This is a genomic window from Streptomyces sp. NPDC048270, assembly GCF_040652335.1.
Lineage (GTDB): Bacteria > Actinomycetota > Actinomycetes > Streptomycetales > Streptomycetaceae > Streptomyces.
In genome coordinates, this window is sequence record NZ_JBEZLV010000009.1 from 71769 (window position 1) to 88091 (window position 16323).

The following is a 16323-nucleotide window of genomic DNA, read 5'->3' on the forward strand; positions in this document are numbered from 1 at the left end:
TATCGCTCCTGGGTGCGGGCCGGTTGCCGCCTTTGCCCTGGCCGGGCGGTATCGCTCCCGGGTGCGGGCCGGTGGCCGCGCCTCAAGCGCCGGCGGGGCTGGGTTTGTCTCCCTTGGCGGGGGTGTGACCCGTCGGGCGGGCGGTGGCTTCGGGTGGGGCGGTGCCCCTCCGGGGGCTCTCCTCGGCTCGGCGCGTGCGGCCAGGTCTCGGCCAGACGGCCCGGGTCGCGCGCTCGTCCTGCGGGGAGCCCCCGGAGTGTCCCCGCCCCACGGCCCCGCTTCGTCTGAGACGGGGTGTGTCCGCCGGGGTGGGGGTGTGGGGACGGTGGGGGGGTGTCCCCGCAGGTCGAGCGCGCGACCCGGGCCGTACGGCCGAGACACACCCGCACGCGCCGAGCCGAGGAGACACCCCCCCCCACGAGCTCGCTTCGTCTGAGGCGGGGTGTGTCTGCCGGGGTGGGGGTGTGGGGACGGTGGGGGGTGTCCCCGCAGGTCGAGCGCGCGACCCGGGCCGTACGGCCGAGACACACCCGCACGCGCCGAGCCGAGGAGACACCCCCCGGCGGCCCCGCACCCCCACCCCCCGATCCCGACCCCGCCCAGGGGCACCAAACCAGCCCCGCCGGCGCTTGAGGCGCGGCCACCGGCCCGCACCCGGAGAGCAGCGGCACCGCCCGGCGAGGGCAGCGGCACCGCCCGGCGAGGGCGAGGGTGGCCACGGGCACGCAAACGCAGAACGGCCCGCCCCCCCGGCGGGGAAGGGCGGGCCGTTCGGTCCTGGGTTATGCCTTGCGGAGGCGGAAGGTCAGGGACAGGGGTTCGTCCGTGAAGGCCTCGCCGTACGTGGCGTCGGCCTCGCCCGTCGCGAAGTCCGTGGCCAGGACCTCGTCCGAGATCAGGGGGGCGTGGTCCGACAGGGCCGTCGTGACCTCCGGGTCCGTGGAGGTCCAGCGCAGGGCGATCCGGTCCGCCACGTCGAGGCCGGAGTTCTTCCGGGCCTCCTGGATCAGGCGGATCGCGTCACGCGCCAGCCCCGCGAGCCGCAGCTCGGGGGTGATCTCCAGGTCGAGGGCGACCGTCGCGCCGGAGTCGGACGCCACCGACCACCCCTCGCGCGGGGTCTCCGTGATGATGACCTCCTCCGGGGTGAGGGTGACGGGCTCGCCGTTCACCTCCACCGAGGCCTCGCCCGAGCGCAGCGCCAGCGACAGGGCCGCCGCGTCGGCCGCGGCCACCGCCTTCGCCACGTCCTGGACGCCCTTGCCGAAGCGCTTGCCCAGCGCACGGAAGTTGGCCTTGGCCGTGGTGTCCACCAGGGAGCCTCCGACCTCCGAGAGCGAGGCCAGGGAGGAGACGTTCAGCTCCTCCGTGATCTGCGCCTGGAGCTCCGGGGACAGCGCGTCGAAGCCCGCCGCGCCGACCAGCGCCCGCGAGAGGGGCTGGCGGGTCTTGACCCCGGACTCGGCGCGCGTCGCGCGGCCCAGCTCCACGAGGCGGCGCACCAGCAGCATCTGCTGCGACAGGGCCGGGTCGATCGCCGCCGTGTCCGCGACCGGCCACGACGACAGGTGGACCGACTCCGGGGCCTCCGGGGTCACCGGGACGATCATGTCCTGCCAGACCCGCTCCGTGATGAAGGGGGTCAGCGGAGCCATCAGGCGGGTGACCGTCTCGACCACGTCGTGCAGGGTCCGCAGGGCCGCGGCGTCGCCCTGCCAGAAGCGGCGGCGCGAGCGGCGGACGTACCAGTTCGACAGGTCGTCGACGAAGGAGGACAGCAGCTTGCCCGCGCGCTGGGTGTCGTACGACTCCATCGCGTCGGTGACCTCGGCGACGAGCGTGTGGAGCTCCGACAGGAGCCAGCGGTCCAGGACCGTGCGCTCCGCCGGGGCCGGGTCGGAGGCCGAGGGCGCCCAGTTCGACGTACGGGCGTACAGCGCCTGGAAGGCGACCGTGTTCCAGTACGTCAGGAGGGTCTTGCGGACGACCTCCTGGATCGTGCCGTGGCCCACGCGGCGGGCCGCCCACGGGGAGCCGCCGGCCGCCATGAACCAGCGCACCGCGTCCGCGCCGTGCTGGTCCATCAGCGGGATCGGCTGGAGGATGTTGCCCAGGTGCTTGGACATCTTGCGGCCGTCCTCGGCGAGGATGTGGCCCAGGCACACCACGTTCTCGTAGGAGGACTTGTCGAAGACCAGGGTGCCGACCGCCATGAGGGTGTAGAACCACCCGCGGGTCTGGTCGATCGCCTCCGAGATGAACTGCGCCGGGTAGCGCTTCTCGAAGATCTCCTTGTTCTTGTACGGGTAGCCCCACTGCGCGAACGGCATCGAGCCCGAGTCGTACCAGGCGTCGATGACCTCCGGCACGCGGACCGCTTCGAGGGAGCAGCCCTCGTGGGTGCAGGTGAAGGTCACGTCGTCGATGTACGGGCGGTGCGGGTCCAGGCCGGAGTGGTCCGTGCCCGTCAGCTCGCTCAGCTCGGCGCGGGAGCCGACGCAGGTGAGGTGGTTCTCCTCGCAGCGCCAGATCGGCAGCGGGGTGCCCCAGTAGCGGTTGCGGGACAGCGCCCAGTCGATGTTGTTGTTCAGCCAGTCGCCGAAGCGGCCCTGCTTGACCGAGTCGGGGAACCAGTTGGTCTTCTCGTTCTCCCGCAGCATCGCGTCCTTGACGGCGGTGGTGCGGATGTACCAGGACGGCTGCGCGTAGTAGAGCAGGGCGGTGTGGCAGCGCCAGCAGTGCGGGTAGCTGTGCTCGTAGGCGATGTGCTTGAAGAGCAGGCCGCGGGCGTCGAGGTCGGCGGTCAGCTTCTCGTCGGCCTTCTTGAAGAAGACGCCGCCGACCAGCGGGACCTCCTCCTCGAAGGTGCCGTCGGGGCGGACCGGGTTCACGACGGGCAGGCCGTACGCCCGGCAGACCGCGAGGTCGTCGGCGCCGAAGGCGGGGGACTGGTGGACCAGGCCCGTACCGTCCTCGGTCGTGACGTACTCGGCGTTCACGACGTAGTGGGCGGGCTCGGGGAACTCGACCAGCTCGAAGGGGCGCTGGTAGGTCCAGCGCTCCATCTCCTTGCCGGTGAAGCTCTCGCCGGTGGCCTCCCAGCCCTCGCCCAGGGACTTCTCCAGCAGCGGCTGGGCGACGACCAGCTTCTCGGTTCCGTTGGTGGCCACCACGTACGTGACCTCGGGGTGCGCGGCGACCGCCGTGTTGGACACCAGGGTCCAGGGGGTGGTCGTCCAGACCAGCAGCGCGGCCTCGCCGGCGAGGGGGCCGGAGGTCAGCGGGAAGCGGACGTAGACCGAGGGGTCGACGACCGTCTCGTAGCCCTGCGCCAGCTCGTGGTCGGACAGGCCGGTGCCGCAGCGGGGGCACCAGGGGGCGACGCGGTGGTCCTGGGTGAGCAGGCCCTTGTTGAAGATCTCCTTGAGCGACCACCACACGGACTCGACGTACTCGGGGTCCATGGTGCGGTAGGCGTCGTCCAGGTCGACCCAGTAGCCCATGCGGGTCGTGAGCTCGGTGAACGCGTCGGTGTGGCGGGTCACGGACTCGCGGCACTTGGCGTTGAACTCGGCGATGCCGTAGGCCTCGATGTCCTGCTTGCCGTTGAAGCCGAGCTCCTTCTCGACGGCGAGCTCGACGGGCAGGCCGTGGCAGTCCCAGCCGGCCTTGCGGGCCACGTGGTAGCCGCGCATGGTGCGGAAGCGGGGGAAGACGTCCTTGAAGACGCGGGCCTCGATGTGGTGCGCGCCGGGCATGCCGTTCGCGGTCGGCGGGCCCTCGTAGAAGACCCACTCGGGGCGGCCCTCGGACTGCTCCAGGGTCTTGGCGAAGGTCTTGCTCTCGCGCCAGAAGTCGAGGACTGCGTGCTCGAGGGCGGGCAGGTCGACCTGGGCGGGTACCGGGCGGTACTGCGGCGGTGTGGTCATGAGGCTGAACTCTTCCTCCGGCGGGATGTCACGTCCGTCCGGAGGGACGAGAGCCGACTGCTGCTCCCGCGGTACCACCCTCCTTGGCCGCCGGACGGGTCCGGTGGCCCCCTCATTGGGGTGCGAAGCCGGTTCTACCGGCCCTACGGGGATCCGTACGGGCTTTCTTCCGGCGGCTCCGGGGTGATCCTTCACATCGCGCTCGCCCCCGGGCTCTCACCGTCCCCGGGTCGCTCCTGGCTGCGTCCGACGCTACTCGTCCCCATCCATGCCTTTCGCTGGGCCCAGTGTACGGGGCCGGGGGGCGCCCGGCAGACCGGTTTACGGGCGCCCGCGCGGGGGCGCCCGGCACGGCGTGGCGGGGGCTCCGGAGGGCCGCCCGGGTGACCCGAACGGGCCTGCGCGCCGGTACGGGCTCCCGTGGGGCGCGTGGGGCGGATTACCGGGCCTGCGGATGGGCACAACGGATGCAGGTTGGCCTCGACGGATGCGTGCCCCGTTGCCGCGGGGCTGGAGCCGATTTATCGTTCCGGCACGATTCGCGAGCAATGATCACAGTATGTGAAGGGGCCGCGGCCATGGTGGCGAAGAAGACCGCCGGTACTGCCGGAGAGGCGCTGGCCGAAGCACCCGTGAAGAAGGCGCCGGCGAAGAGGGCGACCGTGAAGAAGGCGGTCGTGAAGAAGGCCGTCGCGAAGAAGGCGGCACCGTCCGGGACGGCGGCGGCCGAGGAGGCGGACGTCGGGAAGGCGGCCGTGAAGAAGGCGGCCGTCAAGCAGGCGGCGGCCAAGGCCGCGGCCAAGAAGACGTCCGCGAAGAAGGTGCCGGCGAAGAAGGCGCCGACGACGACGAAGGCATCCGCGAAGAAGGCGGCGGCCACCGTGGCGGTGGCCGCCGGCAAGACGCCGTCCAAGGAGGCGAGCGCCGTCAAGAAGGCGACTGCCGTCGCGAAGCGGCAGGCCACGGCCAAATCGGCCGGGGCCGAGGGGGCGGCGCAGGCCGCGGAGAAGACGGGAGTCGGAACAGTGGTTGCCAAGAAGAGCACCGGTGCGGCGAGGAAGACGGCCGCGGCCGCGACCAGCGGACTGCCCAAGGCGAGGGTCACGGCGGCCACCACGCCCGGTGAGCTCGCCGTACGGCCCGGGGAGGACCCCTGGACGCAGGGAGAGGTCGACGAGGCCCGCAGCGAGCTGATGAGCGAGGTGCTCAGACTGCGCGCCGAGCTCGACGCCTCGGAAGTGGCCATCTCGGGCCTGATGCGGGACTCGGGTGACGGCGCGGGCGACGACCAGGCCGACACCGGCACCAAGAACATCACCCGGGAGTCCGAGCTGGCCCTCGCGGCGAACGCCACCTCGATGCTGGAGCAGACCGAGCGCGCCCTGGAACGCCTGGAGGCGGGCACCTACGGGATCTGCGAGAACTGCGGGAAGCCCATCGGCAAGGCCAGGATGCAGGCCTTCCCGCGCGCCACCCTGTGCGTGGACTGCAAGCAGAAGCAGGAGCGCCGGCACTAGCGGGGCGGGGGGCAGGCGGCGGGCGGGTGCCCTGACGTACCCTCGTGTCTCGTCAGGGTCCAGCAGGAGCCTGGTCCGATCCAGTTCGAGGGACTCACGTGGCAGAGGCGGAGCGCATCATCGGTACGCCGGACGTCGGGGACGACACCCAGCCGGAGTCCGCCGGGCCCAAGGGGCACCGGCGGATCGTGGCGCTGCTCGTCGTGGCCCTCCTCGCGTACCTGCTGGACCTCGGCAGCAAGATGCTGGTCGTGGCGAAGCTGGAGCACCAGCCTCCGATCGAGATCATCGGCGACGTGCTGAGGTTCGAGGCGGTCCGCAACGCCGGCGCCGCCTTCGGCTTCGGCGAGGCCTTCACGATCATCTTCACCTTCATCGCGGCCACCGTGATCGTGGTGATCGTGCGGCTGGCGCGCAAGCTCTACAGCCTGCCGTGGGCGATCGCGCTCGGCCTGCTGCTCGGCGGTGCGCTGGGCAACCTGACCGACCGGATCTTCCGCTCGCCCGGCGTGTTCCGGGGTGCGGTCGTCGACTTCATCGCGCCCTCCCACTTCGCCGTCTTCAACCTCGCGGACTCGGCGATCGTGTGCGGCGGCATCCTGATCGTCCTGCTCTCCTTCCGGGGCCTGGACCCGGACGGGACCGTCCACAAGGACTGATCGCGGGAAAGCTCCACTGCCGAGTCCTGCATACTCGACAGGTGAGTACGATTCCCGAGATCCGCACCCTGCCCGTTCCCGATGGCCTCGAGGGCGAGCGCGTCGACGCCGCCATCGCCCGTATGTTCGGTTTTTCCCGGACGAAGGCGGCCGAACTCGCGGCCGCGGGGAAGGTGTCGGTCGACGGCAGTGTCGTCGGGAAGTCCGAGCGCGTGCACGGTGGCGCCTGGCTCGAAGTCGAGATGCCCGCGCCGCCGAGGCCGGTCGAGCTCGTCGCCGAGCCCGTCCCGGGCATGGAGATCGTCCATGACGACGACGACATCGTCGTCATCATGAAGCCGGTGGGCGTCGCCGCCCACCCGAGCCCCGGCTGGACCGGCACCACCGTCATCGGCGGCCTGGCCGCGGCCGGCTACCGGATCTCGACCTCCGGCGCGTCCGAGCGCCAGGGCATCGTGCACCGCCTCGACGTGGGCACGTCCGGCCTGATGGCCGTCGCCAAGTCGGAGCGGGCCTACACCTCGTTGAAGAACCAGTTCCGCGAGCGGGTCGTGGACAAGCGCTACCACGCGCTGGTGCAGGGCCACCCGGACCCGATGAGCGGCACGATCGACGCCCCGATCGGCCGCCACCCCACCGCGGACTACAAGTGGGCGGTGACCCAGGAAGGCAAGGCGTCGGTCACCCACTACGACCTGATCGAGGCCTTCCGGGCCGCCTCGCTGCTGGACATCAAGCTGGAGACCGGGCGCACGCACCAGATCCGCGTGCACATGTCCGCGCACCGCCACCCCTGCGTGGGCGACCTGACGTACGGCGCGGACCCGACGGTCGCGAAGCGCCTGGGGCTGACCCGGCAGTGGCTGCACGCGGTGCGGCTGGGCTTCGAGCACCCGTCGGACGGGCAGTGGGTGGAGTTCGAGAGCACCTACCCGGCGGACCTCCAGCACGCGCTGGACGTGATCCGGGCCGAGAGCGAGTGACGTCCGCCGGCTTCACGGTCCGGGTTGCCTCGGGCGAGGCCGACACGGCGGCGTGCTTCGCGGTCCGCACCGAGGTGTTCGTGGGCGAGCAGTCCGTGCCGGAGTCGATCGAGTACGACGCGTACGACGCGGACGCGGTGCACGTGCTGGCCGTCGGGCCGGACGGGGTGGCGCTGGGCACCGGGCGGCTGCTGCACGGATCCGCGGCGCGCGCCAAGACGGGTGACCCGGCGGTCGGCTCGCTGGGGCGGCTGGCCGTGCGCAAGGCCGCGCGCGGGCTGGGTGTCGGCGTCGCGCTCGTCCGCGCCATCGAGGCCGAGGCGGTCCGGCTGGGGCTGAGCGCCGTGGACCTGGGCGCGCAGACGCATGCGCTCGGCTTCTACGAGCGGCTCGGGTACGTGGCGTACGGCCCGGAGTTCCAGGACGCGGGCATCGCGCACCGCGCGATGCGGCGTCCCCTGCCCTAGCGGGCGGGCGCGGAGGGCCGCCGCCGGGGTTTGGGCGGGGCCCGACACGGAGCCGCGGCCCCGTCGCCGCACGAGCGGGGCGCGGCGGCCTGGCAGGGTGGGGGAGTGGATCAGCTTGCTCTTCTGTTCGTGCTGCTGCTCGGGGCCGTGGTCACCGTGCCGCTCGGAGACCGGCTCGGCCTGCCCGCGCCCGTGCTCATGACCATCGGCGGAGCCGCCCTCGCGTGGGTGCCCGCCGTACCCAACGTCGACATCCCGCCCGATCTCATCCTGCCGCTCGTGCTGCCGCCGCTGCTGTACGCCTCCGTGCAGCGGACCTCCTGGCGGCAGTTCGCGGCCAATTTCCGGCCGATCCTGCTGCTCGCCGTGGCCCTGGTGTTCGTCACGACCGCGGCCGTCGCCGCCACCGCACACGCCATCGTGCCCGGGCTGCCGATCGCCGCCGCCGTCGCGCTCGGCGCGCTCGTCGCCCCGCCCGACCCCGTCGCGGCCACCGCGGTGGCCGGCTCGCTCGGGCTGCCCCGCCGCATGGTGTCGATCCTGGAGGGCGAGGGGCTCTTCAACGACGTGACGGCGATCGTGCTCTACCACGTGGCCATCGCCGCCGCCGTCAGCGGGACCTTCTCCTGGCCGGACGCGCTCGGCGAGTTCGTGCTGTCCGCGGTCGTCGCCGTCGCCGTCGGGCTCGCCCTCGGCTGGGCCGCCCACCGGCTGATGGGGCTGCTGGGCGATGCCACGCTGCAGATCGGGCTGACGCTGCTCGTGCCGTTCGTCGCCTACGTGGCGGCCGAGGAGCTGCAGGGCTCGGGGGTGCTGGCCGTGCTGACGACCGCCCTGTTCCTGGCCGAGTACGCGAACGACGCCGACGACGTGCTGGGGCGGCTCGCCGGGCACACCTTCTGGGAGGTCGTCGACATGCTGGTCACGGGGGTGGCGTTCGGGCTGATCGGGCTGGAGCTCCACAACGTCTTCGGCACGGCGCAGGGACGCGAGTGGGAGATGGCCGGATGGGCGGCGACCGTGATCGGGGTGGTGGTCGGCGTACGGCTGGTCTGGCTGCTGCCGGCCGGCTGGCTCGCCAAGAAGCTGCACACGCGGCGCGACTACGACGAGGAGATCCCGCTGAGCTGGCGGGAGAGCGTGGTCATGTGGTGGGCCGGGATGCGGGGAGTGGCCTCCGTGGCCCTGGCCATCGCGATCCCCCTGCACACGGAGGCGGGCGACGACTTCCCCGCGCGGGACGAGATCGTCTTCATCGCCTTCGCCGTGATCATGGCGACGCTGGTCCTCCAGGGGCTGACCCTGCCGTGGCTCGTGCGGCGGCTCGGGGTGGAGGCCGACTCGGACGCGGAGAAGGAGACCGAGCGTCAGCTGGCGATCCGCGCCGCGAAGGCCGCGAAGCGGCGGCTGAAGGAGATCGAGGAGGTGGAGGAGCTCCCCGAGGACCTGGTGGAGACGCTGTACCGGCGCGCGTACGACGTGGGAGCCCGGATCAGCCCCGAGATGGTGGACGAGGAGCGGCGGGAGGCGTACGTGCAGCGGGTGGCGCGGATCCGGGACATCCAGCGGATCCAGCGCGAGATGATGTCGGCCGCCCGCCACGAGGTGCTCTCCGCACGCAGCGAACCCGGCGCCGATCCGGAGATCGTGGACCGGGTGCTGCGGTACCTCGACGTACGGAGCCTGCGGAGCTAGTGCAAGATCCGAAGGGGACGGCCTAGACCTGGTAGCGGTCCGGGGCGAAGAGGGCGAGGTTCGCCGCTGTCCACTGCGAGGTGCGGCGCAGGCCCTCCGCGAGGGGGACCTCCGGCTTCCAGCCCGCCCAGTCGCGGGCGCGGGAGTTGTCCGAGAGGAGGCGCTGGACCTCGCTGCCCGAGGGGCGCAGCCGGGAGGGGTCCACGACCACCTCCGCCTCCCGTCCCGAGGCGGCGATCAGCGCGCGGGCCAGGTCGCCGACGGAGATCTCCTCGCCGCTGCCCAGGTTGACCACCTCGCCCAGCGCCCGGTCGCACTGCGCCACCGCGAGGAAGCCGGCGGCCGTGTCCGTCACGTACGTGAAGTCCCGGGTCGGGGTGAGCGAGCCCAGCCGGATCTCCCTGGAGCCCGCGTGCAGCTGGGCCAGGATCGTCGGGATCACCGCGCGCGCCGACTGGCGCGGCCCGTACGTGTTGAACGGGCGCACCACTGTCACCGGCAGCTCGAAGGCGTGGTGGAAGGAGAGCGCCATCATGTCCGCGCCGATCTTCGACGCCGAATACGGGGACTGGGGCTGCAGCGGGTGGCTCTCGGCGATGGGCGCGGTGCGGGCCGTGCCGTAGACCTCGCTGGTGGAGGTGTGCACGAGGCGGCGGACGCGGTGGCGGCGGCAGGCCTCCGCCACGTTCTGGGTACCCGTCACGTTCGTCTGCACGTACGCGCCCGGCGAGGCGTAGCTGTACGGGATGCCGATCAGCGCCGCCAGGTGGAAGACGGTGTCGCAGCCCGCCACCGCGTCGCTGACCCGGCCCGCGTCGCGGACGTCGCCCGCCCACATCTCCACCGGGCCGTCCGGGTCGGCGAGGTAGCGCGCCAGGTGGCCCTTCTCCGCGTACGGCTTGTAGTGCACGAAGGCCCGCACCCGCGCGCCCCGTGCCACCAGCAGGTCCACCAGCGTCGAGCCGATGAAGCCCTCGGCGCCGGTGACGAGGACGGTGCGGTCGGTCCAGCTGTTCATACTCGCTCCAGGGTGGTGAGGGGGAGGGGGAAGCCGGCCACGCGCAGGACCTGCGCGGCCAGCAGTTCGGCGGCCCGCCCGTGCGGGCCGGGGTCGGCGGCGCCGGCCATGGACGCCAGCCGGGCCGGATCGGCCAGCAGCGGGCCGATCAGCGCGGCGAGCCGTTCGGCGGTGGTCTCGGCGTCGGGCAGCAGCAGCCCGGCCCCCGCGTCCGACAGCACCCGCGCGTTGTGGGTCTGGTGGTCGCCAGGGGCGTACGGGTAGGGGACGAGCACGGCCGGGACCCCGGTCGCCGCCAGCTCCGCGACCGTCGCCGAACCGGCCCGGCACACCACGAGGTCGGCGGCCGCGTACACCAGGTCCATCCGGTCCAGGTAGGGCAGGGCCCGCGCGATGCGCTGCCCGCCCGACGCCGCGAGCTCGGCGACGGTGCCCGCCAGCGCCGCCGGACCCGTCTTGACCAGCAGCTGTACGTCGTCCCGGTGCTGCCACAGCCCGGCCAGCGAGGCGGCGGAGCGGGTCAGGCGGACCGCGCCCAGGCTGCCGCCGTTGAAGACGACCAGGCGCCGCCCCGGGGGGACCCCGAGGGCCCGGCGCGCCTCGGCGCGCAGCGCCGCCCGGTCCGGCCCGGCCAGTTCCGCGAGGCCGGACAGGGCCGCGGAGATCGGCATTCCGGTGGTCAGCGCCCGCTCCCCGCCCGCCAGGTGGCTCCGGCTGCGGTCGAAGGCCACGGCCATGTGCGGGGTGAGGCGGGCCGCGAACTGGTTGGCGCGGCCCGGCACCGCGTTGGACTCGTGGATCACGGCGGGCAGCCCGGCCAGCCGCGCCCCGAGCACGGCGGGCGCACTCGGGTAGCCGCCCATGCCGACGGCGACCTGCGCGCCCTGCGCCCGGATCACCGACCGGGCCTGGTGCGCCGACTTCAGCAGGGCCGCGGGCAGCAGGTAGCGCTTCGCGCCCAGCGCCGGGTCGAAGGGGATCATGTCGACGGTGTGCAGGCGGTAGCCGGCAGCCGGGATCAGCTCGGTCTCCAGGCCCCGTTCGGTCCCGATGAACGAGACCGCGGCGCCGGGGACGGCCGCGCGTAGCGCCTCGGCGAGGGCGAGCCCCGGGTAGATGTGCCCGCCGGTGCCGCCCGCACCGATCACGACGGAGAGCGCCGCGGATGTGTGTCGCGTGCTTCGAGTGGTCATGGCCGCACACTCCCGGTGCGCCCTAAGAAGGTTCTAAGAGGTTCGCGACGGCACCTTTGGCAGGCTTTGCCCATGAGCTCCCTGAACAGGCATCGGATTCTGGTGGTCGACGACGAGCCCGAGGTGCGGGCCGCCGTCGAGGACGGGCTGGCCGTCGAGGGGTTCGAGGTGCGGGGCGCTGCGGACGGACTGGCCGCGCTCTCGCAGGTGGCGGCCTGGGAGCCCGACGCGGTCGTGCTGGACGTGATGATGCCGGTGCTCGACGGGCTCGGCGTGTGCCGGCAGCTGCGCGCGCTGGGCGACCGTACGCCCGTACTCGTCCTGACCGCGCGGACCTCCGTCAGCGAACGCGTGGACGGGCTGGAGGCCGGGGCCGACGACTACCTCGTCAAGCCGTTCGCCCTGGACGAGCTGGTCGCGCGGGTACGGGCGCTGCTGCGGCGGGCCGCCCCCGAGCCGCCGGGCGCCGCCCCGCTCGCCTTCGCCGACCTCGTCCTGGACCCCGGGACCCGGACCGGGCGGCGCGGCGGACGGCCGCTGGAGTTCAGCCGCACCGAGGCCGCGCTGCTGGAACTGCTGCTGCGCCACCCCGGCCAGGTGCTCCCCCGGGAGCTGATCCTGGAGCTGGTGTGGGGGCGGGACTTCGGGCCGGACTCCAACTCCCTCGCGGTGTACGTCGGCTACCTGCGCCGGAAGCTGGAGGCGGGCGGCGAGCCCCGGCTGGTCCACACGGTGCACGGGGTCGGGTACCGGCTGGACGCGGTATGAGCGGCTCCGAGGGGCGGGGGCGCCGGCGGCTCGGTGCCGCCTGGCGCAGGCGGCGGCCGCTGCGGACCCGGCTGGCGCTGGCGGTCACCGCGGCCGTGGCCCTGGTGGCACTGGGGGTGTGCGCCGCGGCCTTCCTCGTCGTGCGGTCAGCGCTCTACCGGCAGCTCGACCTCACCCTCGTGCAGTCCGCCGGGCTCGCCGCGCAGCGCGAACCGGGCGCGGCGCCCGGCACGCTGGCCGGCGAGTGCCGCTTCCTGGCCGCGCCCGCCTGTGCGCAGGTGGTGCCGGCCGACCCGGCCAAGGACCCCCGCGCACCGTGGCTGCTGCCCGTGAGCCCGGCCGCGCGGGAGGTCGCCGAGGGCAGGCGGAAGCCGTACGTCACGAACATCACGCTGGCCGGGCATCCCGCCCGGATGCTCACGACCGACTACGCCAGGGGCCGGGCGATCCAGGTCGCGCTGCGGGCCGACACCGTCGAGGACGGCATCGAGAAGGCCGCGCGCCTGCTCCTCCTGACGGCGGCGGCCGGGGTGCTGCTCGCGGCGGTGCTGGGCCACTGGGTCTCGCGGACCGGGCTGGCCCCGGTCACCCGGCTGACGGCGACGGCCGAGCGGATCGCCGCCACCCGGGATCCGCGGCACCGGATCGAGCTGCCGCCGGGGCCCGCCGGGCGGGAGGACGAGATCACCCGGCTCGCCGGGAGCTTCAACACGATGCTGGGGGAGCTCGAACAGTCGGTCACCGCCCAGCGGAGGCTGGTCGCCGACGCCTCGCACGAGCTGCGGACCCCGCTGACGGCGCTGCGGACCAACGCGGAGCTGCTGGCAAGGGCGGAGCGGCTGACGCCGGAGCAGCGGGAGCGGGCCTCGGCCGCGCTGGGGCGGCAGCTGCGCGAGGTGACGGGGCTCGTGAGCGACCTGATCGAGCTGGCGCGGGACGAGGAGCCGCAGCCGCTGGTGGAGCAGGTCCGGCTGGACTCGCTCGTGGAGCACGGGGCGGAGGCGGCGCGGGCGCACTGGCCGGGGGTGCCGGTGCGCGTGCGGTTGCCGGACCGGGGGGTGGTGGTGCCCGGGGTGCCGGCGCGGCTGAGCCGGCTGCTGGGGAACCTGCTGGACAACGCGGCGAAGTTCAGCCCGGCCGGGCTGCCGGTGGAGGTGGAGCTGGCGGTGCTGCCGGCGGGTCCGGAGCTGACCGTGCGGGACCACGGGCCGGGGATCTCGGCCGAGGACCTGCCGTACGTCTTCGACCGCTTCTACCGGGCCGACGCCGCGCGGGCCCTGCCGGGGTCCGGGCTGGGGCTGGCCATGGCGCGGCAGATCGCGCGGGCCCACGGGGCGGAGCTGGTGGCGGAGGCCGCCCCGGGCGGGGGAGCCCTGTTCCGGCTGACGTTCTGAGGCGCGGCCGGCCCTGCCCGGGGAGCCGTCGTCAGGCTTCCGGGCGGGGGGCGGCCTCGGAGGTGGCGATGCGGGGGAGGGCGTAGGGGTGGTGGGCCAGGAGCCAGGTGATCAGGCGCTCGCGGACCGCGCAGCGGACCGTCCAGACGTCGTCCGCGTCCTTCGCCGTCACCACCGCCCGGACCTGGACCGTGTGCGGTGTGGTGTCCGTCACCACGAGGCCCGCGCCGCGGCCGTCCCATTCGGGGATGTCCTTCAGGATGGTCCGGAGCTGGTCCCGCATCAGCTCGATGGGGGCGCTGTGGTCCAGGTGCCAGAAGACCGTGCCGGTCTTCTGCGCGCCGCCCCGCGACCAGTTCTCGTACGGCTTGCTCGTGAAGTAGGAGACCGGCATCGTGATGCGGCGCTCGTCCCAGGTGCGGACGGTCAGGAAGGTCAGCGTGATCTCCTCGACCGTGCCCCACTCCTTGTCGACCACGACCGTGTCGCCGATGCGCACGGTGTCGCCGAAGGCGATCTGCAGGCCGGCGAACAGGTTGCCCAGCGAGGACTGCGCGGCGATGCCCGCCACGATGCCGAGCACCCCCGCGGAGGCCAGCATCGAGGCGCCGACCGTCCGCATCGGGGGGAACGTCAGCAGCATGGCCGCCAGCGCGACCACGACCACCACGGCGGTCACCACCCGCTGGATCAGCGTGACCTGGGTGCGGACCCGGCGGACCCGGGCGTCGTCGGCGGCCCCGGCCGCGTAGCGCGCGTACGTGGAGTCGACCGCGGCGGTCGCGATGCCCACGGCCAGCCACGCCGTGGAGGCGATCAGCACCAGGGTGAGGAAGCGGCCGACGCTGAAGGGGTGGTCGGGGAGGATGCCCGCCTGGCGGTAGGAGCCGCGCAGCAGGGAGGTGCAGAGCACCAGCTGGAAGGGGAGGCGGCAGCGGCGCAGCAGGCCCCACAGGGGGGTTTCGGGATGCCGGGCGTCGGCCCGGCGCAGCAGCAGGTCGAGGAGCCAGCCGGCGATCAGGGTGACGACCAGCACGCCGCCGATGACCAGGACGGGGCGCAGGACGGTGTCCATCTCCATGGGTAGGAAGGTAACCGGAAGCGGTCACCGGAAACTGGCACGATGGTGGGTATGAACATCATGCTCTTCCATTCGACGTACGGGCTGCGGCCCGCGGTGCACGAGGCGGCCGGCCGGCTGCGCGCGGCCGGGCACCAGGTGCACGTGCCGGACCTCTTCGAGGGACGCACCTTCGAGACGGTCGAGGAGGGCATGGCCCACCAGGACGAGATCGGCCGGGACGAGCTGCTCAAGCGCGCGGTACTGGCCGCCGCCCCTTACTCCGACCAGGGTCTGGTCTATGCCGGCTTCTCCTTCGGCGGCTCCCTCGCGCAGCACCTGGCGCTGGCCGACGACAAGGCGCGCGGGCTGCTGCTCCTGCACGGGACGGCGGACCTGGACGACGCGGCCTCGGTGGACGACCTGCCGGTGCAGCTGCACGTCGCGGACCCGGACCCCTTCGAGCCGCACGACTGGCTGACGGCCTGGTACCTGCGGATGCAGCGGGCCGGGGCGGATGTGGAGGTCCACAGCTACCCGGGCGCCGGGCACCTGTTCACCGACCCGGGCCTCGACGACTACGACGCCGAGGCCGCCGAGCAGGCCTGGAAGGTCGCGATCGGGTTCCTCGACGCCCTGTAGGCGGTCAGCCGCGCGGTGCCGGCGTGCGGGGCAGCGGCGGGGGCGGGCCGAAACGGCTGCCGGACGTCCCTGACGGGGACGGCGGCGGTGGCGGCGGGGACGACTGCGGCGGGGACGACTGCGGGAGCCGGTCGGCCGGGGCGGGCGGTGGCGCGGCCCCCGCGGCGACGGCCGCGAGCCGGGCGTCCAGCTCCTCGGCGGACGGCCGGGCCGCCGGATCGCGGACCAGCAGGTCCGCCAGTACGGGGCCCAGGGCGCCGGCCCGCAGGGCGGGCGGGACGGGGTCGGCGAGGACGGCGGCCAGCGTGGCCAGGCCGGTGGCCCGGCGCAGCGGGCTGACGCCCTCGACGCACACGTAGAGCAGCACGCCGAGCGACCAGAGGTCGGAGGCGGGCAGGTCCTCGCCCCGGATCCGCTCGGGCGCCAGGTACTCGGGGGTCCCGATGACGTCCCCGGCGGGTGTCAGCGAGGGGGCGCCTTGGATCGCGGCGATGCCGAAGTCGGTCAGGACCGCGGAACCGTCGGCCCGCAGCAGGACGTTGGCGGGTTTCACGTCCCGGTGCCGGATCCCGGCGGCGTGGGCCGCGCGCAGTCCGGCGAGGACCTCGCGGCCGGTCCGGGCGGTCTCGGCCGGGGTGAGCGGGCCCCGGTCCAGGCGGTGCTGGAGGGAGGGGCCGGGCAGCAGCTCCATCACCAGCCACGGGTACGGGTCCTCGTCCACGACGTGGTGGACGGTGGCCACGTGGGGGTGGTTGATCCGGGCCTGGGCGCGGGCCTCGCGCAGTACGCGTGCGCGCAACTGCCGCGAGGCCCCGCCGTCTTCGCGGCCGGCGGGCGGGCGGACCTCCTTGACGGCCACGTCGCGGTGCAGGACACGGTCCAGAGCTTTCCAGACCGTGCCCATGCCCCCGCTGCCGATCTTCTCGACCAGCTCGAACCGTCCGTCGATCACGTCCCCCGGCGCGCTCATGCCGCCAGGGTAGCCCCGCGGCCCCCGC

12 protein-coding genes and 1 pseudogene are annotated in these 16323 nt (G+C 73.7%); 8 read left to right on the forward strand and 5 right to left on the reverse strand.

Going from position 1 to position 16323, the window contains the following annotated elements; genetic code table 11:
• Window positions 1–782: 782 nt before the first annotated feature.
• Entirely contained in the window at window positions 783–3929 is a 3147-nt protein-coding gene (ileS, locus tag AB0D66_RS11030) for an isoleucine--tRNA ligase (protein WP_362300004.1), read from the reverse strand.
• A 578-nt stretch (window positions 3930–4507) separates the two neighbouring features.
• Between ileS and AB0D66_RS11035 the strand changes: the two genes are divergently transcribed.
• From AB0D66_RS11035 to AB0D66_RS11055, 5 genes are all read left to right on the forward strand, one after another.
• The gene (locus tag AB0D66_RS11035) at window positions 4508–5446 is read left to right on the forward strand and encodes a TraR/DksA C4-type zinc finger protein (protein ID WP_362300007.1); all 939 of its coding nucleotides are present in this window, start codon (window positions 4508–4510) and stop codon (window positions 5444–5446) included.
• 98 nt (window positions 5447–5544) lie between these two features.
• Window positions 5545–6105, forward strand: a complete 561-nt coding sequence (lspA, locus tag AB0D66_RS11040; RefSeq protein ID WP_362300010.1) for a signal peptidase II — start codon at window positions 5545–5547, stop codon at window positions 6103–6105.
• Between the two features lie 41 nt (window positions 6106–6146).
• Window positions 6147–7088, forward strand: coding sequence for an RluA family pseudouridine synthase (locus AB0D66_RS11045; RefSeq protein WP_362300013.1), 942 nt, complete (start codon window positions 6147–6149; stop codon window positions 7086–7088).
• Entirely contained in the window at window positions 7085–7555 is a 471-nt protein-coding gene (locus AB0D66_RS11050; RefSeq protein ID WP_362300017.1) for a GNAT family N-acetyltransferase, read from the forward strand. The genes AB0D66_RS11045 and AB0D66_RS11050 overlap by 4 nt, the downstream gene beginning before the upstream one ends.
• Window positions 7556–7660: 105 nt before the next feature.
• A complete protein-coding gene (locus AB0D66_RS11055; protein ID WP_362300020.1) occupies window positions 7661–9250 on the forward strand; it encodes a Na+/H+ antiporter in 1590 nt (529 codons plus the stop codon).
• Window positions 9251–9272: 22 nt separating this feature from the next.
• Here the strand turns inward: AB0D66_RS11055 and AB0D66_RS11060 are convergent, their stop codons facing one another.
• The gene (locus AB0D66_RS11060; protein WP_362300023.1) at window positions 9273–10268 is read right to left on the reverse strand and encodes an SDR family NAD(P)-dependent oxidoreductase; all 996 of its coding nucleotides are present in this window, start codon (window positions 10266–10268) and stop codon (window positions 9273–9275) included.
• On the reverse strand, window positions 10265–11461 hold the full coding sequence (locus AB0D66_RS11065) for a UDP-N-acetylglucosamine--N-acetylmuramyl-(pentapeptide) pyrophosphoryl-undecaprenol N-acetylglucosamine transferase (protein ID WP_362300026.1): 1197 nt from the start codon (window positions 11459–11461) through the stop codon (window positions 10265–10267). Before AB0D66_RS11065 ends, AB0D66_RS11060 begins: the two co-directional genes overlap by 4 nt.
• Window positions 11462–11533: 72 nt before the next feature.
• Between AB0D66_RS11065 and AB0D66_RS11070 the strand changes: the two genes are divergently transcribed.
• Together AB0D66_RS11070 and AB0D66_RS11075 are read left to right on the forward strand one after the other, a co-directional pair.
• Window positions 11534–12229 carry a response regulator transcription factor gene (locus AB0D66_RS11070; RefSeq protein WP_362300029.1) on the forward strand — a complete coding sequence of 232 codons (696 nt, stop codon included), beginning with the start codon at window positions 11534–11536 and terminating at the stop codon, window positions 12227–12229.
• Window positions 12226–13623 carry a HAMP domain-containing sensor histidine kinase gene (locus AB0D66_RS11075; RefSeq protein WP_362300031.1) on the forward strand — a complete coding sequence of 466 codons (1398 nt, stop codon included), beginning with the start codon at window positions 12226–12228 and terminating at the stop codon, window positions 13621–13623. The genes AB0D66_RS11070 and AB0D66_RS11075 overlap by 4 nt, the downstream gene beginning before the upstream one ends.
• A 31-nt stretch (window positions 13624–13654) precedes the next feature.
• Here the strand turns inward: AB0D66_RS11075 and AB0D66_RS11080 are convergent, their stop codons facing one another.
• Complete coding sequence (locus AB0D66_RS11080; protein ID WP_362300345.1) at window positions 13655–14698, reverse strand: mechanosensitive ion channel domain-containing protein; 1044 nt, start codon at window positions 14696–14698, stop codon at window positions 13655–13657.
• Between the two features lie 48 nt (window positions 14699–14746).
• Between AB0D66_RS11080 and AB0D66_RS11085 the strand changes: the two genes are divergently transcribed.
• Entirely contained in the window at window positions 14747–15325 is a 579-nt protein-coding gene (locus AB0D66_RS11085; RefSeq protein WP_362300034.1) for a dienelactone hydrolase family protein, read from the forward strand.
• A 148-nt stretch (window positions 15326–15473) separates the two neighbouring features.
• On the opposite strand, the pseudogene AB0D66_RS11090 reads toward AB0D66_RS11085, so the two are convergent.
• Window positions 15474–16295: pseudogene (locus tag AB0D66_RS11090) on the reverse strand (serine/threonine-protein kinase); the annotation flags it as partial.
• Window positions 16296–16323 lie beyond the last annotated feature (28 nt).